General features: G+C 44.9%; 15 protein-coding genes. 10 read left to right on the top strand and 5 right to left on the bottom strand.

Annotated elements, in window-relative coordinates; genetic code table 11:
• The first annotated feature begins 75 nt into the window (after positions 1–75).
• A complete protein-coding gene (gene dacB, locus R7R24_RS13600) occupies positions 76–1,497 on the top strand; it encodes a serine-type D-Ala-D-Ala carboxypeptidase (protein WP_017635897.1) in 1,422 nt (473 codons plus the stop codon).
• Here dacB and R7R24_RS13595 read toward each other — a convergent pair.
• Both R7R24_RS13595 and tyrS read right to left on the bottom strand, forming a co-directional pair.
• Positions 1,476–2,321: a magnesium transporter gene (locus R7R24_RS13595; RefSeq protein WP_005380062.1), complete on the bottom strand. Its 846-nt coding sequence runs from the start codon at positions 2,319–2,321 to the stop codon at positions 1,476–1,478. The two genes, dacB and R7R24_RS13595, sit on opposite strands and share 22 nt — an antisense overlap.
• Positions 2,322–2,739: 418 nt before the next feature.
• On the bottom strand, positions 2,740–3,927 hold the full coding sequence (tyrS, locus tag R7R24_RS13590; protein WP_017820416.1) for a tyrosine--tRNA ligase: 1,188 nt from the start codon (positions 3,925–3,927) through the stop codon (positions 2,740–2,742).
• 130 nt (positions 3,928–4,057) lie between these two features.
• Here tyrS and R7R24_RS13585 point away from each other — a divergent pair, with 130 nt between their 5' ends.
• Positions 4,058–5,350 (top strand): peptidoglycan DD-metalloendopeptidase family protein, encoded by a 1,293-nt coding sequence (locus R7R24_RS13585; protein ID WP_054579093.1) that lies wholly within the window; start codon positions 4,058–4,060, stop codon positions 5,348–5,350.
• Positions 5,351–5,414: 64 nt separating this feature from the next.
• On the opposite strand, the gene vmeK is transcribed toward R7R24_RS13585, so the two are convergent.
• The 3 genes from vmeK to erpA form a co-directional block, all read right to left on the bottom strand.
• Complete coding sequence (vmeK, locus tag R7R24_RS13580; RefSeq protein WP_054579092.1) at positions 5,415–8,519, bottom strand: multidrug efflux RND transporter permease subunit VmeK; 3,105 nt, start codon at positions 8,517–8,519, stop codon at positions 5,415–5,417.
• A gap of 12 nt (positions 8,520–8,531) precedes the next feature.
• Entirely contained in the window at positions 8,532–9,644 is a 1,113-nt protein-coding gene (locus R7R24_RS13575; RefSeq protein ID WP_054579091.1) for an efflux RND transporter periplasmic adaptor subunit, read from the bottom strand.
• Between the two features lie 105 nt (positions 9,645–9,749).
• Positions 9,750–10,091 carry an iron-sulfur cluster insertion protein ErpA gene (gene erpA, locus R7R24_RS13570; RefSeq protein WP_005380031.1) on the bottom strand — a complete coding sequence of 114 codons (342 nt, stop codon included), beginning with the start codon at positions 10,089–10,091 and terminating at the stop codon, positions 9,750–9,752.
• A 246-nt stretch (positions 10,092–10,337) separates the two neighbouring features.
• Here erpA and hemL point away from each other — a divergent pair, with 246 nt between their 5' ends.
• The 8 genes from hemL (at position 10,338) to R7R24_RS13530 (ending at position 23,413) form a co-directional block, all read left to right on the top strand.
• Positions 10,338–11,633: a glutamate-1-semialdehyde 2,1-aminomutase gene (gene hemL / locus R7R24_RS13565; protein WP_054579090.1), complete on the top strand. Its 1,296-nt coding sequence runs from the start codon at positions 10,338–10,340 to the stop codon at positions 11,631–11,633.
• Positions 11,634–11,978: 345 nt separating this feature from the next.
• On the top strand, positions 11,979–13,064 hold the full coding sequence (locus tag R7R24_RS13560) for an AI-2E family transporter (protein ID WP_025768201.1): 1,086 nt from the start codon (positions 11,979–11,981) through the stop codon (positions 13,062–13,064).
• A 76-nt stretch (positions 13,065–13,140) separates the two neighbouring features.
• On the top strand, positions 13,141–14,166 hold the full coding sequence (gene rsmC / locus R7R24_RS13555) for a 16S rRNA (guanine(1207)-N(2))-methyltransferase RsmC (RefSeq protein ID WP_033905578.1): 1,026 nt from the start codon (positions 13,141–13,143) through the stop codon (positions 14,164–14,166).
• A 226-nt stretch (positions 14,167–14,392) separates the two neighbouring features.
• On the top strand, positions 14,393–17,779 hold the full coding sequence (locus R7R24_RS13550; protein WP_054579089.1) for a response regulator: 3,387 nt from the start codon (positions 14,393–14,395) through the stop codon (positions 17,777–17,779).
• A 780-nt stretch (positions 17,780–18,559) separates the two neighbouring features.
• Positions 18,560–20,242, top strand: coding sequence for an ABC transporter substrate-binding protein (locus R7R24_RS13545; RefSeq protein WP_005380037.1), 1,683 nt, complete (start codon positions 18,560–18,562; stop codon positions 20,240–20,242).
• Between the two features lie 170 nt (positions 20,243–20,412).
• Positions 20,413–21,399, top strand: a complete 987-nt coding sequence (locus tag R7R24_RS13540) for an ABC transporter permease (RefSeq protein WP_005380038.1) — start codon at positions 20,413–20,415, stop codon at positions 21,397–21,399.
• 2 nt (positions 21,400–21,401) lie between these two features.
• A complete protein-coding gene (locus R7R24_RS13535) occupies positions 21,402–22,427 on the top strand; it encodes an ABC transporter permease (RefSeq protein WP_054730004.1) in 1,026 nt (341 codons plus the stop codon).
• A gap of 2 nt (positions 22,428–22,429) precedes the next feature.
• On the top strand, positions 22,430–23,413 hold the full coding sequence (locus R7R24_RS13530; protein WP_005386550.1) for an ABC transporter ATP-binding protein: 984 nt from the start codon (positions 22,430–22,432) through the stop codon (positions 23,411–23,413).
• The last annotated feature ends 31 nt before the right edge of the window (positions 23,414–23,444 follow it).

The following is a 23,444-nucleotide window of genomic DNA, read 5'->3' as shown; positions in this document are numbered from 1 at the left end:
ATTTCTTTAGTTACCTAGCATATTGAAAGGACTTGCGTATACTCAATCACATAACTCACCTTAGAAAGTATCATTATGCGTTTACGTTGGCCCTTGCTCATATTCTCTTCATTACTTTCTGCTTTTTCACAAGCGTACCCTCATCAAGAGGTGTTGCCTGAAGGCGCCCGCATCAGTTTAGTTGCGGAAAAACTCAGTGAAAATGCTGAGCTTGACGGTGTTCATCCTACCGAACAACTGTTCCCACCAGCGAGTACATTAAAAATCGTCACCGCATTAGCCGCAAAGCTAGAACTGGGTGATAACTTCCGGTTTCGAACCAAGCTGGAAACGTCGAACTCAGATACAGTGATTTACTTTGTCGGCGACCCAACACTCCAAACCAACGACTTAAAATCACTTCTCACTCTAGCTAAGAAAAATGGCTTAAAACGGATTAACGGTGACCTATGGCTCGATAACAGCGCATTCACTGGTTATAACCGTGCGGTGGGCTGGCCGTGGGATATCTTGGGAGTTTGCTACAGCGCTCCGGCATCGACCATCACACTCAATAACAACTGTGTACAAGCCTCTATCTATACACAAAAAGATGGTGGAACGCGGGTCTACGTACCAGAGCATCAACCTATTCGTGTCACAAGTACCGTAGAAACAGTTTCTAAAACCATTAAGAAAAGTCGTCATTGTGACTTAGGTTTAGTTGCAAATCCCGATAACAACTACAAGCTAACAGGGTGCTTGGTTGAAAGAGACAAACCATTGCCACTGAAATTTGCGGTTCAAGACCCTGAGCGTTACACCAGTCAAAGGTTGGCGGCTTTGCTCAAGGAGCTCAACATTGGGGTATCGGGAAAGATTAGGGTCGGTACGGCGCCAGAAAAGCAGCGAAAGCTCATCGCAATGCATCAATCAAAAGCCTTACCAGACATTCTCGAAGATATGCTCAAAAACTCTGACAACTTAATTGCCGACACATTAACCAAAACACTTGGCGCTAAATTTTTCGTTCAGCCAGGCAGTTTTACTAACGGGACAGAAGCGATCAAGCAGATCATTTTCGCCAACACTGGTATTGATATTCGTAATGCGCGCCTAGAAGACGGCTCAGGACTTTCGCGAAATAACCGGATCTCCGCGACCAAGATGGCTGAAATGCTGCGCTATATTTGGAAGCATGAAAACGAACTCAAATTGATTGCCATCATGCCGAAATCAGGTGAATCCGGCACATTAAAGTACCGACAAAGTATGCGAAAACTTCCAATTAAAGGACAGCTGATCGCGAAAAGTGGCTCTATCTACGGGACTTACAATATGGCTGGATATGGCTTGGATAAAAATGGTCAACCTAACACCATTTTTGTTCAGTTTGTTTCAGACTACTTCCCAGAAAAACGGGACGACAACACACCTGTCATCGCCCCGATTACACATTTTGAGCAGCTTTTTTACAATGACATTGTGAACTTTAGTCAGGCAATACCTAAGAAATAGTTCACCACGTTAAAGTAAATCCACATTCCTGAAATATCGACGATAGACGCAAGAACTGGACTCACCAATACGGCTGGGTCCAACTTGCAAGCTCGTGCAATAATTGGCAACAGCCCGCCCAATGTTGTAGAAATGGTGACTTGAATGAACAGCGCAACTGCTATTGCCAGTGCGATATCGGTCAGTTCAAAGCCTCCTGTTGATTGTCCTGCACTAAATAACATAATGCGTCCAATCATCACGATAGCAATCGCTAGCGCAATAAATAGAGCGACTCGGCTCTCTTTCCACAAAACTTCTAACCATTGGCGTTTTTTTAACTCTCCAGTAGCAAGAGCACGAATCACCAAAGTTGCTGCTTGTGTTCCTGTGTTACCACCAGCAGCTGCAATCACTGGCATGTACACTGCAAGTAAAACAAGCTGACTAAGGGTGTCCTCATACTGAGCGATGATCAAGCCTGACACTATCCCTAAAAGAGCCAGCGCAATGATCCATCCAATACGCTGTTTTACATGCCCTAAAACACTAGTTGATAAATAACCATCGGGTGTATCAACTTCAGACATATGCAGACCCAGTTGGTGAGCATAATGACGTGCGCGTTTGTCATGACCTGCTTGCTCAAGTTGAGCAATAAGACTATTCACATAGCCGACAGAGCAATGCTGTAAAATACCTACAGCCTCATCAATCGGCATAACCGTAAGCAAATGGACTTGTTGCTCTTGCTCGTACTGCAAGAATGCATTGCGAGCAGCACCAATTTCTACTTCAGAAAAGTTTGGTGTTGTTTCAATAAAAGTGTTGTTCATTACCGTCATGGCGAATCTCCCGATTGGCATTGGTAACGACCATCGACAAAGCATGAAAAGCCACTCTTGCACGCTAAAAGTCAGACAACAAATAAGATGCACAGAGAAAACCAATGCGAATGCACTGTCTATTCAGAATGTATGAAGGAAATAACGAGAAGAAAATTAGAAAAGATGCCTCACCACTTAGGTAAGGCGGAGATCGCCAATACCGAAGCGGGCTATTTCGCTCCCTTAATCTTACTCACCCAACGACTGGGAGGATGGTCGGTATTGTTCATGTAAATCTCCAATAGCGCTGCCATTATTGGCAGCGCTAGTATAGTAGCAAAGTTCATCAGGTATGGAAGTTTTACTTTGCCGTTTTTGCTAAATTTTCATACAAAAAAAGCGCCCTTCGGACGCTTTCATTTGCAGTCATTATGAATTACTGAATAGTAATACGAGCAAATTTACGTTTGCCTACTTGGAACACGTAAGTACCCGCTTCTGGAGCAAATTTGCTGTCCGCAATTTTTTCACCATCAATCTTCACAGCGCCCTGCTTAACCATGCGCATCGCATCTGACGATGATGGACATAAGCCTGCTTCTTTCAACAGATTACTCACTGGGCGACCTGCGTCAAAGTCAAACTCTGGCATTTCATCAGGAATTTGGTTCTTCGCAAAACGGTTTACGAATTCTTGCTCTGCTGCATCGGCATCGGCTTCACTGTGGAAACGAGCAATAATTTCTTTTGCTAGCAATACTTTGATGTCACGAGGGTTTTTGCCCGCTTCTACATCAGCTTTGAATTGAGCAATCTCTTCCAGAGGACGGAAAGAGAGCAGCTCGTAGTAGCTCCACATTAGGTCATCAGAAATAGACATGATTTTACCAAACATTTCGCTTGGCGCTTCGCTGATACCGATGTAGTTGTTTGCTGACTTAGACATCTTCTTCTCGCCATCAAGGCCCACTAGAAGCGGCATCATCAGTACAACCTGAGGTTTTTGACCGTGAGACTTTTGCAGTTCACGACCCATTAGAAGGTTGAACTTCTGGTCTGTACCACCTAATTCAACATCCGTTTCCATTGCTACTGAGTCCCAGCCTTGTAGAAGTGGGTACATGAACTCATGAATAGCAATTGGCTGACCACCCGCGTAACGCTTTTTAAAGTCGTCACGCTCTAGCATACGAGCAACGGTTTGGTTTGCCGCAAGGCGAATCATACCTTCTGCGCCCAGTTCAGACAGCCACTCAGAGTTAAACTGAATTTTAGTCTTTGCAGGATCGAGAATTTTGAACACTTGCTCTTTGTACGTTTCAGCGTTACGCAATACGTCTTCGCGACTTAGCGGTGGACGAGTTGTGTTTTTACCTGTTGGGTCACCAACCATTGCAGTGAAGTCACCGATTAGGAACGTCACTTCATGACCTAGTTCTTGGAACAAGCGAAGCTTATTGAAAATAACCGTATGGCCTAGGTGAATGTCAGGTGCTGTTGGATCAGCGCCCAATTTAATACGTAGAGGACGGTCTTCTTTTAGTTTTGCGATTAGCTCTTCTTCTGGAATCAGCTCTTCAACACCGCGCTTAATCTCGGCTAGTGCAGCTTCAATGCTCGCCATTCTTGTTCACTCCCACAGATTTGGCAAAAATATAATAGCTGAACATATTACTTGAATAGCGATGCATTTTGAAACACGTTAGACTAGGTAGTTGTCACTTTTTCCGTTTAATTTAGCAATCAAGTACCTCATGCATTCGATTTTTGTCCGACTTCCACTCTTGCACAAAGTATTGATCGGTTTTTTTAGTGCGCTGATTATCTTCGCGCTCTTCTTTTTACCTGATCCGCAAGACCTAGACCCGCAGCAGAGCCGATTAAAAGTTGGTCAACATTATCCTGTGCCAGTTTCCCTCGAACTCAGTGCACTAAATAGTTCATCGCCTGCGGTTCCCGCCGTGCTGCGCTGGGAGACATACAAGGTAAAAAATGGCGAGAGTGCTGCCATCTTATTTAGTCGCGTAGGGCTTTCTGCTCGTCTATTACATGAACTGGTGTCATCAGACAAAGAAGTGGAAAAACAGTTAACTCGGCTTCGACCTGGTGACCGATTGCAATTTGGTTTTGACGAAAATAACAACTTGGTGCAGCTAAGAAGAACACTAAGCGCGTTCGAGACTTTTCGTATCACATTAAAAGACGGCAAGTACGTTTCTGAAGTTGATAAAAAAGAAGTCGACTTCCAGTACAACTACGCTGAAGCCACCATCAAATCAAACTTTTGGAATGCAGGAATATCTTCTGGATTAAATGGTAACCAAATCATGGAACTGGCTGGCATATTTGGTTGGGACATCGACTTTGCTTTAGATATTCGTAAAAACGACAGCTTCCGAGTACTTTACCAAGAGGAAGTGGTAGAAGGTGAAGTAATCGGCCGTGGAAAAATCATTGCTGCGATCTTTAAAAACCAAGGCGATACCTTTACCGCAATATTGGATCAGAAAAGTGGCAAGTATTACGACGAAAATGGGCGTGCAATGAAAAAAGCATTCTTACGCGCGCCGTTGGACTTCCGTCGAGTTTCGTCTAATTTCAACCCACGCCGCTTACATCCAGTGACGGGACGCGTTCGTCCTCATAGAGGCACGGACTATGCGGCACCAGTGGGCACCCCGATTTGGGCGGCTGGTGATGGCGTTGTTCAAAAATCGTCTTACAACAAATTTAATGGTAACTACGTTTTCATTAAACATAGCAATACTTACATTACCAAGTACCTGCACTTAACCAAACGTACTGTACGAGCTGGTCAACGCGTTAAGCAAGGCCAAACCATTGGTACGCTTGGCGGAACTGGCCGTGTAACTGGCCCTCACCTGCACTATGAGTTCCTTGTGAATGGTGTCCATAAAAACCCGCGCACGGTGAATTTGCCACAATCTAAATCCCTGACAGGCAAAGCGAGACAAACTTTCATGGCAAACGCGAAAATTAGCATGGACAAGCTTGAACGCTACAGCAAACTGCTAGCAATGAAGTAAGCCAGGTATTGAAAAGGGCAGCGAAGCTGCCCTTTTTGTTTTGTCGATATCATCACGATAAAGCTTACTTTTCGGAGTGATGCTCTCTCCCGAGCATAAGCAAACACGGTGTCAGAACTAACGTTAGCAAAGTCGCAAACGCCAAACCACCCGCGACAGCGGTCGCAAGCTGAGACCACCATTGAGTGCTTGGTGCGCCAAACTCCACTTTCTGATTAACTAAGTCGATGTTCATTTCTAACACCATTGGCAATAAGCCTAATATGGTGGTCACCGTCGTAAGTAAAACGGGTCTTAAACGCTGCACACCGGTACGCAAAATAGCCTCAGATTTTTCTAAGCCACGTTTACGCATCTGATTATAAGTATCGATTAAAACAATATTATTGTTTACCACGATACCAGCCAACGCAATCACTCCAATTCCCGACATAATGATGCCAAATGGCTTTTGGAAAATAAGTAACCCAGCGAAGACACCAACGGTAGAAAACAGCACTGCACTAAGGATTAAGAAAGCTTGATAAAAGCTATTAAACTGCGTAATTAAAATCAAAGCCATGACACCAAGCGCGACAATAAAAGCATTTTGCAAGAATGCTGATGAGTTTTCCTGCTCTTCATTTTGACCCCGAATCTTATATTCAATGCCTTCCGGTAAGTCGAGCTGTTCCATTCCAGCGGCAATCTTAGGTAACTCAAGCGCCAAATTGTAACCTTCCACCATATCCGCTTTAATATTGATAACTCGATGACCGTCGACCCGACGAATAGTGTCTTGCTTATGATCTGGTTTGATTTGAGCAAAATTCGTAATCGGTACCAGACCAGCTGCCGTTTTCACTCTCAGTTGATCAAATCGACCTATGTCGCGCTTATCTTGCGGATAGCGCACCAAAATATCGACTTCTTCATCCGCATCATCGGGCAAATAATCGCCTATTTTCAAGCCGTTCGTAACAAACTGGACGGTATTCCCGACTAAAGTAGCATCCGCTGCAAAGCGAGAGGCGTCATCTCGCTGGATATCAATTTGCCAATCAATCCCTTCCTTATTAGTGGTATCACTCAAGTTGGTCAGTGCAGGATTACCATCAGCCCAATGTCGTACTTTTTTGGCTGCTTCATCTAACGCACTAACACTCAAATTTCGTGATGACACTTCAATCACGAGATCATGCTCGACAGGCGGTCCTGCGTCCGGGAATTTATACTCAAGTTCAACACCATAAAAGCGGTCTGTCGTCTCTTTTAGTTCCTCAATAATGGTTTTCACTTTGCGTCGATACTGCCAATCCACAGGCGTTATTTGAATCTGGCCAATCTCGTCCCCATTATCGCTCGATCCTGTGCGCGTGTAGACACTTTCAAACTCGTCATGACCGAGCATCACCTTCTCGATTTCGCGCATAACAACATCTTTTTCGTGAATAGACAGGTCACCATAAGAACGAACTTTAACGGTAAAAAAGGCAGGGTCCACCTCAGGGAAAAACTCTGCACCCAAGCCAGCTTTGTTGTAAGTGAAGCCGACACCTGCCGCTAGCAGTATCGCGCTGAGTAAGACTTTCCATGGATGACGAATCGCTACCGACAGAGTCTGGTAATAAAGCTTGGTAATGCCAGTCGCTTTTTCAAAGTTGCCGTTATGCAGCTCCACCATTTCTCGCTGAGCTTTCTGATTGACTACTTGAGGCTTGCCAATGATCCCACCGATGACAGGAACGAACAATAAAGCCATCATCAGCGAAGCGGCCAAGGTAGCAATTAAAGTAAGTGGTAAGTACTTCATGAACTCACCAGTTATGTCTGGCCAGAAAAGTAACGGAGCAAACGCAGCCAATGTGGTTGCTGTGGATGCGGTAATAGGCCAGGCCATTCGCTTTGCTGCATCTCGATAGGCTTCTTTACGTGGCGTTCCTTCTTGCATGCGCCGATCTGCAAACTCTGTCACCACAATGGCACCATCCACCAACATGCCTACCGCCATAATTAAAGCAAACAGTACGACGATATTGACCGTCAGCCCAAATACCGATAACACCAACAACCCAGTCAAGAACGATCCTGGAATAGAAATCCCCACGAGAAGCGCGGTCCTAACCCCCAATATGGCAATAATGACGATAACTACGAGGATAATTGCGGATAAGATATTGTTTTGTAGATCACTGAGCATCAATTTGACATCGTCGGATTGATCCCAAGTATATTTAACTTGCAAATTGTCGGGCCACTCGGCGCGCTTCTGTCCCAGAGCCAGTACTTCTTTTACCAGCTCAACCGTTTCAATGATGTTTTCCCCTGCCCGTTTTTTTACGTCCAAAACGATGGCAGATTCGCCATCTAAACGAGCAAAACTTTCAGGATCGCGAAATGCACGTCGTACTGTCGCCACATCGCCAAAAGTGATCACCTCTTTGCCATTCACCTTGATCGGTAGTTCAAGCACATCTTTCAGTGAATCAAAAACCGATGGGACTTTTACCGAAAAGCGTCCATACCCAGTATCGACAAACCCCGCAGCCACAACTCGGTTATTCAAGGCAATTAAATTATAGATGTCCGCTTGATCGAGACCGTAGCTTTCCATCAATAGCGGATCGACAACTATCTCCACGATGTCTTCGCGATCTCCTGCGATTTCAACCTCAAGAACCTGACGGAAACTTTCCAAACGATCACGTAACGTTCTGGCAATCTGAACAATGGTTCGCTCTGGTACGGTGCCATAGAGCACAACGGTCAAAACAGGCTCTTCAGATGCAAACGTGACTTCGTTTACCGTCGGCTCATCACTGTCCTCTGGTAACTTTGGCTTCGCAAGATCAACCGCATCACGCACATCTGCCATCGCTTTATCAAGATCCACTCCGACACTAAATTCCAGCGTCACCGAAGCATGACCTTCTGATGCCACAGAGGTCATCTCTTTTACGCCTTCAATTGAACGCAGCTCTTGCTCTATTGGACGAACCAATAAACGCTCGGCATCGACAGGAGAAATGCCTTGATGCCCAACAGAAACGTAGATAATAGGAATGGTAATATCAGGGCTCGATTCCTTGGGGATTGTGACGTAAGTAATGACACCTGCAATTAATATCATCACCAACAATGTCAGCATAGTGCGAGCGCGAGATAACGCAGCATCAATCAGAGTGTACATAGGTGCTCCTTACTACTCATTAGCCGCTTCAATAACTACGTCATCAACTTTATTGGCCAGTACTTGATCACCATCTCGCACAAAACCTTGTCCCAGCACGATAATGTCTACACGCTCTCCTAACCCAGAGAGCCACACACCATCATCCTCGGCCTTAACGAGTTGAATTGGAACAAACTCAACATGCTCATTACGCAGTGTCTTGACACCTAAGTTACCTTCTTCATCGAGTGCTAACATGGCAGCCGTAATCTTTACTGCCAACACTTCACTCAAAGGTAGCTGTACTTCTGCGCTCATACCAGCAGGAATTCTTGCGTCTTGATTATCAATTTCGATTTCAATTGGAAATGTATTAGTAGAAGCAGAAGAAACACGTCCAATGTAGCGCACACGACCTTGATGATGCTGTTGGTTAATGGTTCTTACGTCGGCTTCTAGGCCTTCCTTAAGGTATTGTATATGCCGTTCACTGACATCGGCTTCAATCACTAAAGTATCCAAATCAATGACCGTCGCAATAGGATCGCCAATCCCGACAAAATCACCTAACTCAACAAAGTGGTGATCTACGATGCCATCAAATGGCGCTTTAACCTCAGTATTTCTTAAAGCCGTTTGCACGTTACTCAAATTCGCACGTGCATCTACCAACGCTGCTTGCGCTGTCGCAAACGCAACCTCACCTTGCAGTCCTCGACTTTTTAGCGATTTAGCTGCATTAAACTCTTTTTCTTTAACCAACAGCATCGCCTGGGCCCGTTTAAGTTGAATGCCAAGGTCGCGCTTATCGATGTTTGCGATCACTTGTCCCTGTTTGACCGCTTGGCCTTTCTTTATGTTAAGACTGACTATTTTACCTGCAACTTCGGCGCCAAGACGCGCTTGACGATTGGGCGCTGTTCGTCCATACAATTCAATGGTTTTACTGGTAGGTTCGGCAAGAAAAGTATCAAACATCACCTTTGCAAGTGGTGTCGTGTTCGTGGATGTTGAAGAGTTAGGATGATCATCTTGTGCTTTGAGTTGGCCGATGGTTAGCCATGCAACAAGAAGTAAGACGAGGATAAGAGATACTAGCCAAGGGCGCTCGACAATTCGGCGTCCAAAAGAAAGTCCAGACATATAAAGTCCTTTTTATTATTTCTCTGCATATCTGCGAGCGTGTGCTTTACGTGACATCCTTCTACATAAAGCACAGGCAGCCATTAGCTGCCTGTTAGGTGTTAATTACACACTGAACGATGCACCACAACCACATGTTGTCGTTGCATTGGGGTTATTTACGAAGAAGCGCGCTCCTTCCAACCCTTCTGTGTAGTCAACAATACCGCCAACGAGATATTGCAGACTCATAGGGTCTACAACCAGTGTTACACCACTGTTTACGATTGTCGTATCGCCTTCGTTTACATTTTCATCAAAAGTAAAGCCGTATTGGAAGCCGCTGCAGCCGCCGCCAGTAATGTATACGCGCAGTTTCAATGCTGGGTTTTCTTCTTCAGCAATCAATGCTTTAACGCGAGATGCTGCTGCGTCAGAAAAAGATAATGGTACGTTTACTTCGCTCACGAAGACCTCTCTCACTCGTGTAATGCGTCAAGCCTGAAGCAAGACGTCAAATTTGTGCTAATTGAGACGATTATCCAATACCTGACAAACTCGTTCAAGTATTCGCCGCCGATTCTTTATAACAGATGCGGATATATAAGATTACACTGCGAAACAACACATAAATTAAGCAAAACGTTTCTAACTTGATTATAGCTAGGTACAATGCGCTCCACTTGGTCCGAGCAATCAAAAGAGGATAACCCCATGACCAAATCATCAGAGCTGTATCAAAAAGCTCAGCAAACCATCCCTGGCGGTGTCAATTCACCAGTTCGTGCATTCAACGGCGTTGGCGGCTCTCCGCTATTTATCGAACGAGCAGACGGTCCACTGATTTTTGATGCCGATGGTAAAGCGTATATTGATTACGTTGGCTCTTGGGGTCCAATGATTCTTGGCCACAACCACGCGGTTATCCGCGAAGCAGTAATTGATGCAGCGCAACGCGGTCTTAGCTTCGGTGCGCCAACAGAGCTTGAAATCGCGATGGCAGAATTAGTTTCTGAGCTTGTTCCATCAATGGAGCAAATACGCATGGTAAGTTCTGGTACTGAAGCTACGATGAGCGCGATTCGCCTTGCACGTGGCTTCACCGGTCGCGACAAGATCATGAAATTTGAAGGTTGTTACCACGGCCACGCTGACAGCTTGCTAGTAAAAGCAGGTTCTGGTGCACTAACACTAGGTCAACCAAGCTCTCCTGGCGTTCCTGCAGATTTTGCTAAGCACACGCTAACAGCAACATTCAACGACCTAGATTCTGTACGCGAGCTATTTGCTGCTAACAAAGGCGAAATTGCTTGTATCATCGTTGAGCCAGTAGCAGGCAACATGAACTGTATTCCACCAGTGGAAGGCTTCCACGAAGGGCTACGTGAAATCTGTGATCAAGAAGGCACGCTACTAATTTTTGATGAAGTAATGACAGGCTTCCGTGTTGCTCTAGGCGGCGCGCAAGCACACTACAACATCAAACCCGACCTAACGACACTGGGTAAAGTGATTGGTGGCGGTATGCCAGTAGGTGCTTTCGGTGGCCGTAAAGAAGTGATGCAATACGTTGCACCTACAGGCCCAGTTTACCAAGCTGGTACCCTTTCCGGTAACCCTGTCGCAATGGCAGCAGGCTACGCATGTTTGAACCTTCTAAAAGAAGAAGGCAACGAAAAGCGCCTAGCTTCTAAAACGAAACAACTTGCTGAAGGTTTTAAGTCTCTAGCAGAAAAACACGGTATTCCGCTAGTTGTTAACCAAGTGGGCGGTATGTTCGGCTTCTTCTTCACTGACCAAGAAAAAGTAACTTGCTACGAAGACGTAACGAAGTGCGATGTAGAACGCTTCAAGCGTTTCTTCCACTTAATGCTAAAACACGGTGTCTACCTTGCGCCATCTGCGTTTGAAGCGAGCTTTACTTCACTCGCTCATGGTTCAAAAGAGATTGATGCCACACTAGAAGCTGCTGACCGCTGTTTTGCTGTTCTTGCAGAAGAAGCGAAGTAATCGCTAAAAACGGCGATAACGCATTTAGAAAAGGACCGTAACGGTCCTTTTTTATTGCCAATTCAAAATAACCAATATCGCTAATACCCCAACGACAATGCCAAACCACGGTATTCGCTTAGCTTTTTTCTCGGTTTGACACTTTTTATCACCGTTGCAACAACCCATAGCTCATCTCTTGATTGATAACCGACTGATTTGTAGTCATTATAGCAAGGTACATCGCCCTGCTCTAATTCGGCATTGTCATAAGCTTGAAAGAGTTAAGAGTGCAAAGTAATAAAGGTTACATGCCATCATTGAAGGCATAAACCGTAAACGTCACCTGTAAGTTGGACTAATACCATGCCAAATAATGTAAAAATAACGTCGAGTCACCGAGTACTAATGGTTGCTTTACTCGCCGCTGCTTTTGCTTGCTACTTATTGGTTGAGCCATATATCAATTCAATTGTGATGGCTTTTATCATTTCTTTGCTCATGTTTCCGATACACGAATGGTTTGAGCAGAAAATTCCCAAGCACCCCAATATGGCGGCACTGCTGTCATGTGTCGTCTTGACGTTTATTATTGTTATCCCGCTTTTATTTGTGTTTGCCGCCATTGTTCAGCAAGGCTCTGTTTTCTCACAAAATACATATAATTGGGTTACCAATGGTGGCATCCAAGATATATTCCAACATCCTTTCGTTATCAAAGGCTTATCGATTGTTAATGAGTACTTACCTTTTGATAAAATCGAGCCCAAAGCCATTGCTGAGAAAATTGGTCAATTTGCCACATCGTTTGGCTCTAACTTAGTCGCTATCAGCGCAAAGATTTTAGGAGACGCAACCAACTTCCTAATGAACTTCTTCCTAATGCTGTTTGTGCTGTTTTTTCTGCTTCGTGACCACGACAAAATTATCTCTGCGATTCGTCATATCCTGCCACTCTCACGTAGCCAAGAAGACCGCATATTGACAGAGATAGAGCAAGTTTCTAAATCAGCCGTAATGGGCTCATTCATGACAGCGATTGCTCAAGGTCTGGCTGGCGGTATCGGTATGTGGCTCGCCGGCTTCCCTGGGTTATTTTGGGGAACAATGATGGGCTTTGCATCATTCATTCCAGTGGTAGGAACCGCACTAATCTGGATTCCTGCAGCAGCGTACTTGTTCTTAACAGGCGATATGACTTGGGCTATCTTCTTGACGGTGTGGAGTGTAGTTGTCGTTGGCTCTATAGATAACCTATTGCGTCCGTTGCTAATGCAAGGCAGCGCCGGCATGAATACCCTTATGATTTTCTTCTCATTACTGGGTGGTCTGCATCTGTTTGGTTTGATTGGTCTTATCTACGGCCCACTTATTTTTGCCGTGACCATGGTACTGTTTAATATCTACGAGGAAGAATTCAAAGACTTCCTTAACCAACAAGACAACAGCTAGTCACCGCTTAATCACTTCAAGCTTGGGGCAGATTGTGCGAAAATCTGCCCCAAATTATTTCTGATGAACCAAATTTATGTCTGCTTATATCGCTCCTAGCCAAATAGCTCAGCGCCAACTTGAATACTTCAACGGAAAACACGTTTTAGTCGCTGGTGAAGTTGAAGACCTATTTCCTCTTGAGTTAGTGGCTCATTGTGAGTCTGTTGAAGTGTTTACTTCCAACTATAGCTACTACCGCCAAATTCAAACCTCTGACAAAGTGAAAAGTCATTTTGGCTCTGTGTTTGATGTTGAAACAAAAGCAGACATGGTCCTTTTATACTGGCCAAAAGCAAAAGCCGAAGCAGAATACTTGCTGGCGATGTTGATGGCGAAACTGGGCATTAACACCGAAATCGTCATCGTTGGTGAAAACCGCTCCGGCATCAAGAGCATCGAGAAGATGTTCCAAGAATACGGCCCTGTGAACAAGTACGACTCTGCTCGTCGCTGCTCATTTTACTGGGGTAATTGCCTCAATGAACCAAAACCTTTCAACCAAGCAGATTGGTTTAAGTCTTACACTGTTACACTCGGTGAGCAGTCGCTAGCGGTTAAGAGCCTACCTGGCGTATTCAGCCATGGCGAGTTCGACTTAGGTAGCCGATTGCTGCTTGAAGCCTTACCTAAGCTGTCGGGCAAAGTGCTCGACTTTGGTTGTGGTGCAGGTGTACTCGGTGCGTTTATGGCGAAAGCGAATCCAGAGATCGCGATTGAGATGTGTGACATTAATGCTTATGCGATCACTTCTAGCCAAGCCACATTAGAAGCGAATGGTTTATCCGGACGCGTATTTGCATCAGATATATACTCGGATACCGCAAAAGACTACCGCTTTATCGTCAGCAACCCGCCATTCCACAGTGGTCTAGACACAAATTACAACGCAGCGGAAACCTTGTTGGGTCAGGCACCACAATATTTAACCAAAGACGGCGAAATGGTGATTGTCGCGAATAGTTTCTTAAAATACCCACCAATTATCGAGCGGGCGTTTAATAATTGCGAGACGCTAAATAAGACCAATAAATTTTCTATCTACTACGCGAAAAAATCATAACTTCCCCCCGCGCGGGCACAAACCTGCGCGATTTTTTCTCATAAATTCAACACTCATAAGAAAAACTGCGTCACCCTGCACGCTTTACAACTAACTTTCTTGTCAAAGAAAAAAAACTCGTTAATTTTGTTAATTCTATCTAGTTGAACATCTTATCCGTTTTTAACGAGAACCTCGGCAGCGAAGTATGTTTTAGAACTGCCCATTATGAGTTGTAATCTTATCCATGTTTAAATTCTACAAAAAACAGAAATTTAAGCGCCTTCAGAGTACACTGATGACCGCATTTCTGGTGCTCAGTATCACACCTCTTACCATTACTGCGATCTTTTTCTTGCAGTCCCACAGTAAAGATCTGCAAGAACAAAGCACCTCGCACTTACTGTCTGTTCGAGATACAAAACAGCAGCAAATCATCGACTACTTTGAGGCACGAGAAACCGAAGTCATGGGCTTTGTGCGCTCAGAGTTGGCTTACGCCAGTGGTGGCCGATTCTACGGTCTCGTCAATGCTTTTAGTCGTTTAGGCAATGATATTGAAGAGTCTCGTAAAAACGCCCAACAGCGCTACATCGAGGGCAGCGGAGACCAAATCAAAACCTCAACGTTACCCGAGTCATCCAACTATGTAGGAAGTGAACGTTACCGGCTTTTACATAAACGCTATCATTGGGCCTACTTAGAGCTCCTCAAGCGCTCTGATTTTAATGACATTTTGCTGGTCGACATCAATGGTAACGTCACCTACTCGATCAACAAAGACGATAACTACGGAACGAACTTGTTATCAGGCCCCTACAAAGACTCGGCACTTGGCAAAACTTTCAAGCGTCTCGCCGATGATGTGACTGAACGTCGAAAAGTAAACGAAGACTACACTCCTGTGATTGTGTCTGACTTCGAGCTGGAAGGGGGGAAATCAGTCGCTTGGCTAGGTGCACCAATTGTTCAGCAAGGTTATCTACACAGCTATGCCATGTTCCGCTTGCCAAATAATGGCATCACTAAGTTAGCCGCAGACGCCAACCGAGAGTCATCAATTAACACCTTGCTGGTTGGAAATGATCACCAACCTCGCACAATTAACACGAAACAAGACGATATTAAGAACAGTTTAGAAGTGATCGATAAAGCACTCTCTGGTGCATTTGGTGTCGGCACTTACACAAACGGTTTAGGTGAAGAGATCATCGCGGCTTATGCACCGATTGAAACTCGTGGTGTGATTTGGGCGCTCGTCGTACAGTTACCAGAAAACGAAGCTTTCGCTCGTATCCATCAACTCGAAAAACTATTCGTTATCGCTATGTTGATCGCCATTATCCTTGTGGTGATCGCTTCTCACTATTTATCAAACTTTATCACTTCTCCGTTGCTGAAATTGACTTGGGTTGCCGAAAAGGTCTCTGCAGGTGATCTTGATGACACGTCTTTTAATACTGTTCGTAAAGATGAAATTGGTCGGCTTGCGTTAAGCTTTGAACGAATGCAACGCTCTATTCGAGAGAAGATTCAAACCATTAAGAAGCAAAATGAAGAACTAGAAAGCAACATACAGATCATTCAAAAACAGAATGAAGAACTGCAATTGGCCGATAAATTAAAAGATGAATTCTTAGCCACGACTTCTCATGAACTTCGTACACCGTTACACGGCATGGTCGGGATTGCTGAAACCTTAGCGTCCGGCGCCAATGGCGCGATCCCCGCTAGCCAGAAATATCAGCTTGATATCATCATTAAAAGTGGTCAGCGTCTCGCTAATCTAGTCGATGACTTGTTGGATTATCATAAAATGCGTTATGGAAGCATGGATATCCAGAAATCAGCAGTGAGTTTGGGCAGTGCAACACGATTGGTTTTAGAGCTTTCTAGCCATTTACTTGGAAGTAAAACCATCCGCATCATCAACCAAGTCCCAGCGGATTTAAAAGCAGTGTCAGCTGACCCGCAACGCCTTGAACAAGTGCTATATAACCTGATTGGCAATGCGATTAAATACACCTCAGAAGGTAAAATTGTTATCTCCGCTAATGTGGTAGATGATCATGTACGCGTACAAGTCGTGGATACTGGACAAGGAATTCCCGCAGAACAACTTGAGCATATTTTTGAACCACTTATCCAAGCAGGGCAAGACGCGAGCCGTTATCGTCAAGGTGCAGGGCTTGGGCTCTCCATTAGCCGGCAATTGATCGAATTAATGGGAGGCTCGTTATACGTCAGTAGCCAACCAATGGTCGGAACTACCTTCAGTTTCACTTTACCGCTCGCCAGTGAAGAAGAAATCCAAGCAACCCAGACTCTAGCTGCGCACGGGCACTTCCAAATTCCTGAAGTTAATGTAGAGAACCGCGAAGACTTATCACTTCCAGAGAACCCAGACGGCCCGTTACTGTATGTTGCTGACGATGAACCAGTAAACTTACGCGTGCTTGAAAGCTTTTTACGTTTAGAGGGCTATCGTGTGCGTACCGTCTCCGATGGGCCAGAAACGTTAGCACTCGTCGAGCAAGAGAAGCCGGAACTTCTGTTATTGGATATCATGATGCCAGGCATGAGCGGCTACCAAGTTTGTAGTGAACTACGTGAAACCTATGATCATGCCGAGTTGCCAATCATTATGCTCACCGCACTCAGTCAAACAGAAGATCGTGTAAGAGGTTTTGAAGCAGGAGCCAACGACTATTTATCGAAACCATTTAATAAACAAGAGTTGGCGGCACGTATCCAAGCGCATTTAACGGCAAGTAAAGCAGAAATGCGCCATATGGAAAACAAAGTGCTAGAGTCTGAACTTAGACAGCGAGCAGTCGTTGAAGCAAGCTTACTTGAGACTCAAGGTCGTCTGTTGGAACAGCTAGAATCGGCTCCTGAAGCTATCATCTGTCTACGTGAAGACAAGCGTATTCGCTTTGCTAACGAAGCTGCTTGTAAGCTATTCAAGCGCAGCTTAGAACAGCTAAAGCGCTCATCTGCTGATGAGCTGATTGCCCCTAAATATCTAACCGTCAAACAACCTCATTACTGTGGCAAGATTGATATCTATATTGAAGATATTCGTCAGAACATCGAAGCAGACATTCTTAAGCTCCCTGAAGGTTCAGGGTTAGATATCATGTACATCTTTAATGTCGGCGGTGGAGCCAGTGCCGCTCGCATACATAATCTAGAAACCGCCGTAGAAGTGCTTTCAAGTTATGCATTTGATGGTGACAAAGACCAATTACAAAAGCTAAAAGAGCTTGGCGGAGAATTTACGCGCCTTGCAGACAAAGCGCTCGGTAATAAAAAAGACAAGCAAGAACTTATGCGAGAAGTTCTAGTAGACGCAATGACACATGCTTTAGAGTATTGGGAATCTGTAACGGGTGAAAGTAAGTTCGCATTTGCAGAGCAAAGTGGCTTGTGGCGCGTTTATCTAGACCGTAGTACTTTGCAAACACGCACTTTAGATAAATACATGCGTATAGAAACATTACCCAAAACACCACGTTGGAGAACGGTGCTAAGCTCGATAGAGTTCATTCTCGAACACTGCAAAGAACAGAGCCCCGAGAGAGCATACATAGAAGCACAACGAGATAAACTACAGCGACTATTGACCAGCTAATATTTATCAAAAAACTAGCCCAGCGTGCATGCTGGGCTTTTTTGTTATTCGAGTATTCCCTTCCTAGAGATAAAAGAGACCGCCTCTTCCTACCCCGTTAACATATTTCCAATAACGAACATTTGGTTAGACAACGCTATCTATTGTTGGTCTTCAAAACGTACGACCTTATCCATTTAACTTGTCTTAACTAGGTAAGTTCGAGCAACCGAAAAACTTCATTCATACAATAAAAAAAGGACAACAAACGGAAGAAAACTGTCGATAAAAAAGGCCATTTTTCAGATAACAAGCGGATTTTGACGAACTATTGATAGAGATTGCGAACTTAATCACAACAGAACGGCAGATTAATTTTTAGCTGATTAATTAACACCATTTCTGCATGTGAGCGAGATCTCCGAACCTAGAAACCAAGCAAGAAACGTATATTTAAAAAGGACCAACAGGTTAGTAATCACCAACATTCATTATTAACAAGGATATAAACTGCGACGCATATCAACGTTTATTTTTTGGCCCAATGCTGGTTAAAATTAGCCAAAATAACGTTTATAACGGAGAGCTCAGAGATTTTAACGTTTTTAACGGGAATCAAGTTTGATTATTTTATGGATAAGGTGTTTTCTTACTCCTGCCTAAGGCCTACAGGCCACTCTTGGCGAAACTCAATGTTGTAATGAGTAAGGCATGTACAAGAGGTAGGTCTTAGAGAGTGTTTATCAATTGATGACATTCAATTCCATTTAGTGAAATGAAAGCAAATAGTAAGGAACAGCTATGCTTGCCAATATTAAAAAAACAGCACTAGCAACAGCAATTATTGCAACGGCTACTACAGGTTTTGCATCGGTAGCTACTGCGGCTGAACGCAGTGAACTGACTATCCACCCTAAAGAGTTTACAACTTTCGTTCGTAACTTTAACCCTTTCTTGGGTGCAACTAACCTGCACACAACAACCGACTTTATTTACGAGCCGCTCGTTGTTTTTAACGAAATGCACGGTAATACGCCTGTATTTCGTCTAGCAGAAAACTTTACCATGGCTGATGACCTGATGAGCGTAACCTTCGATATCCGTAAGGGCGTAAAATGGTCTGATGGCAAAGCGTTTACCGCTGATGATGTTGTTTACTCTTTCAACCTAGTTAAAGAGAAGCCAGAGCTAGACCAATCTGGTATCAACTCTTGGGTGACTGGCGTAGAAAAAGTTAACGACTACCAAGTTAAATTCCGTCTAAGCGAAGCAAACTCAAACGTTCCTTACGAAATTGCGAAAGTACCCGTCGTACCTAAGCACGTATGGAGCAAAGTAAAAGATCCAGCAACATTCACAAACGAAAATCCAGTAGGCAGTGGTCCATTTACCGAAATCGACACTTTCACACCGCAGCTATATATCCAGTGTGAGAACCCGAATTATTGGGATGCAGACAACCTAGATGTAGACTGTCTGCGTGTGCCGCAAATCGCGAACAACGACCAATTCTTGGGCAAAATCGTTAACGGCGAAATGGACTGGACGTCTTCATTCGTACCAGACATCGACCGTACGTACGCTGCAGCAAGTCCGAATCACCACTACTGGTACCCACCAGCGGGTACTCAAGCATTTGTAGTGAACTTCAAAAACCCAGACGCTGCGAAAAACGAAGCGCTAACTAACGTTGACTTCCGTCGTGCGTTCTCTATGGCGCTAGACCGTCAAACTATTATTGATATCGCTTTCTACGGCGGCGGTACAGTGAACGACTTCGCATCTGGCCTTGGCTACGCATTCGAAGCTTGGTCTGATGAAGAGACGCACAACAAGTACAAAGGCTACAACACATACAACGCGGAAGGTGCGAAAAAGCTTCTAGCTAAAGCTGGCTTCAAAGATGTAAACAAAGATGGCTTTGTGGATACACCATCTGGCAAGTCTTTCGAGCTTCTAATTCAATCACCAAACGGTTGGACTGACTTCAACAACACAGTACAACTAGCCGTTGAGCAACTAGCAGAAGTGGGCATTAAAGCTCGTGCTCGTACACCGGACTTCTCGGTATACAACCAAGCAATGCTAGAAGGTACTTACGACGTTGCTTACACCAACTACTTCCACGGTGCAGATCCACACTTGTACTGGGATAGTGGCTACAACTCGAAGCTACAAGCTGGTGACGGCATGCCTCGCTTTGCAATGCACTTCTACAAGAACGATAAGCTAGACGGTCTTCTTAACAGCTTCTACAAGACAGCAGATAAGCAAGAACAGCTAGAGATCGCTCATGGCATTCAGAAGATCATTGCTCAGGACCAAGTAACTATTCCTGTGCTATCTGGCGCGTACATGTACCAATACAACACAACTCGCTTCACTGGTTGGTGGAACGAAGAAAACCCTAAGGGCCGTCCAAACATTTGGGCAGGTATCCCAGAGCGTCTACTTCACGTACTGGACCTAAAACCAGTTAAATAAGTAGAAGTTCATTTCAAGCGGCATACATCCCGTGTGCCGCCTATAAAAATCCCTTGTTAACGAAACCAATATGTGGCGCTCGTCGTCAGGGGATTTTTCGCTCTAAATTTCGCTAGGAGCGACCTGAAACCAGAAACAGGGAAAAAATCTGGGTGAGTAAGGTGTGAGTTATGGGTTATTTTTTAAGACGTTTGTCGTTCTATCTTGTCGCGCTCTTAGTTGCAGCGACGTTAAACTTTATTATTCCGCGAGCAATGCCTGGTGACCCAGTTACCATGATGTTTGCTAATGCTTCAGTACAGGTGACTCCAGAACGAATCGCAGCAATGAAAGAACTGCTCGGTTTCGTTGATGGGCCAATTTACATTCAGTACTTCTCGTACATTAAAAACATTCTAAGTTGGGAATTGGGCACCTCAATCCAGTTCTACCCACTTTCAGTTAATTCTTTACTAGGTAGTGCATTTGGCTGGTCACTATTTCTAGCTGGTACTGCGGTTGTACTTTCTTTCTCCATCGCTTCTGTCCTTGGTATTTTTGCCGCCTGGAAGCGCGGTAGTAAGTACGATGCATTCGTAACGCCTGGCACATTGATCATTCAAGCTATTCCACAAATGGTTATCGCAATGTTAGCGCTGTTTACCTTTGCGATTGGCCTGAAATGGTTCCCATCTGGCTATGCTTACACGCCAGGTACTATTCCTGATTGGACAAGCTGGGAGTTCATCAAGAACGTGGGTTACCACGCTGTACTACCTCTATTCTGTGCAACCATCGTTCAAATTGGTGGCTTCCTAGTTAACATGCGTAACAACATGATCAACCTTCTCGCCGAAGACTACATCACGATGGCTAAAGGTAAAGGGCTGAGTGAAAACCGCGTCGTCTTTAATTACGCCGCACGTAACGCACTACTTCCAAGTGTTACCGCACTGTCTATGTCTTTGGGTATGGCCATTGGTGGTCAATTGATCATCGAGATGATTTTCAACTACCCAGGTTTAGGCACCGTGCTACTTAACGCAATTCACGCTCGTGACTACCAAGTACTTCAAGGTCAGTTAATTATCATGACGATGTTCATGCTGTGCTTCAACTTAATGGCTGACATGCTGTACATGATTCTAGACCCTCGCCTACGTACGGGAGGCAAATAATCATGAAAGAACTATTCAAACTTATTTTAGGTAACGCATTCGCTCGAATCGGTCTTGGTATTGTTACCGTATTCGTATTCGTTGCGATCGCCGCTCCTTTACTTACAAAGCATGCGCCAGACAAGCGAACCGGTAACCCACACGAATACCCAAGCTTTGTTGTAAAACAGGCACAAAACAATCCTGATGGTTGGGTCGCTAAAAACCTAGCAGACGATCGTCGTACGCTGATTATGTCTAAAAAGGCCGACCACGTATTAGGTACTAGCCGAATGGGTCGCGATATCTGGTCGCAAGTGGCTTACGGTGCACGAGTATCACTGGGTGTAGGCTTTGGCGCTGGCATCATCGTGTGCTTCTTAGCAACAGTCATTGGTATATCGGCAGGTTACTTCGGCGGCAAAGTGGATGACGTATTGAGTGCCGCGATGAACATCATGTTAGTAATTCCGCAGTATCCATTGCTATTCGTGTTGGCGGCCTTTATCGGTGAAGCAGGCCCACTCACCATTGCCTTGATTATCGCTGGTACTTCTTGGGCATGGGGTGCACGTGTTGTCCGCTCTCAAACTATGGCACTACGCGAGAAAGAGTTCGTTAAAGCTGCCGAAGTATTGGGAGAGTCTTCATTCCGCATCATCTTCGTTGAGATTTTACCAAACCTTATCCCAATTGTCGGTGCGAGCTTCATTGGCTCAGTAATGCTGGCGATCAACACTGAAGCGGTCATTTCGTTCCTAGGTTTGGGTGATGCCAACACGATCAGTTGGGGCATCATGCTTTACAACGTGCAAACCTCATCAGCCATGCTGATTGGCGCATGGTGGGAAGTACTAGCACCTTGTATTGCCCTAACACTACTGGTTACTGGTCTTGCTCTGTTGAACTTTGCCGTTGACGAAATTGCGAACCCTCAACTTCGTTCTCACAAAGGCATGAAACGCTGGAAAAAACTAGCTGCAAAAGACAAGAAAGAACGTGAGCCTGAACTGGCACCACAAAATGCACTATGGAGCGGAGATAAATAATCATGACTGCACCACTAATTTCCATCCGTAACCTATGCGTAGACTACATCACAGACGCGGGCGATGTCCGCGCCTGTAACAACGTGAGCTTCGACATTGCACCAGGTGAAGTATTCGGTCTGGCTGGTGAATCTGGCTGTGGTAAATCCACTGTTGCCTTCTCACTAATGCGCCTTCATAAGCCGCCAGCGTTTATCACAGGTGGTGAGGTTATCTTCAACGGTGAAGATATCCTTCAGTACAGCGATGATCGCATGCAAGCGTTCCGCTGGAGTGAAATGTCGATGGTATTCCAGAGTGCGATGAACGCTTTGAACCCTGTTCTAACCATGGAAGAGCAGTTCTGTGACGTCATCATGCGTCATACCAATATGACTCGCGCTCAAGCAAAAACACGCGCTGAAGGTCTGCTGGAAATCGTTGATATCCACCCTAGCCGATTGAGTGATTACCCGCACCAGTTCTCTGGTGGTATGCGTCAACGTCTAGTAATCGCAATCGCTTTGGCTCTGAACCCAAAAATGATCATCATGGACGAACCGACTACCGCATTGGATGTAGTGGTTCAACGTGAAATTCTACAAAAAATTTACGCGCTTAAAGAAGAGTTTGGTTTCTCAATTCTATTCATCACACATGACTTGTCATTGATGGTCGAGTTCTCGGATCGTATCGGCATCATGTACTCAGGTGAGTTGATTGAAGTCGCGCCTTCTAAGCAAATTCTGGAAAGTCCTTACCACCCTTACACCAAAGGTTTGGGTAGCTCTTTCCCTCCACTAACTGGACCAAAGACCAAATTGACTGGTATTCCAGGTAACCCGTTGAACTTGCTAGAAGTTCCACAAGGCTGCCGCTTCCAAGCTCGTTGCGATCGCGTACATGAAGCATGTACACGTGTACCAACCCAATTACGTCAAATTGAACCAGGTCGCCTCTCAAATTGCCATTTGTACGGCGACACCATTGCTCAAGCTAAGGTTTAACAACAAAAAAACGCTAGCTAAGAACAAAAAT

It is taken from the genome of Vibrio sp. 704, assembly GCF_033339295.1.
Note: the sequence above shows the minus strand (reverse complement) of the source record. Positions and strands in the feature narration are given on the sequence as shown.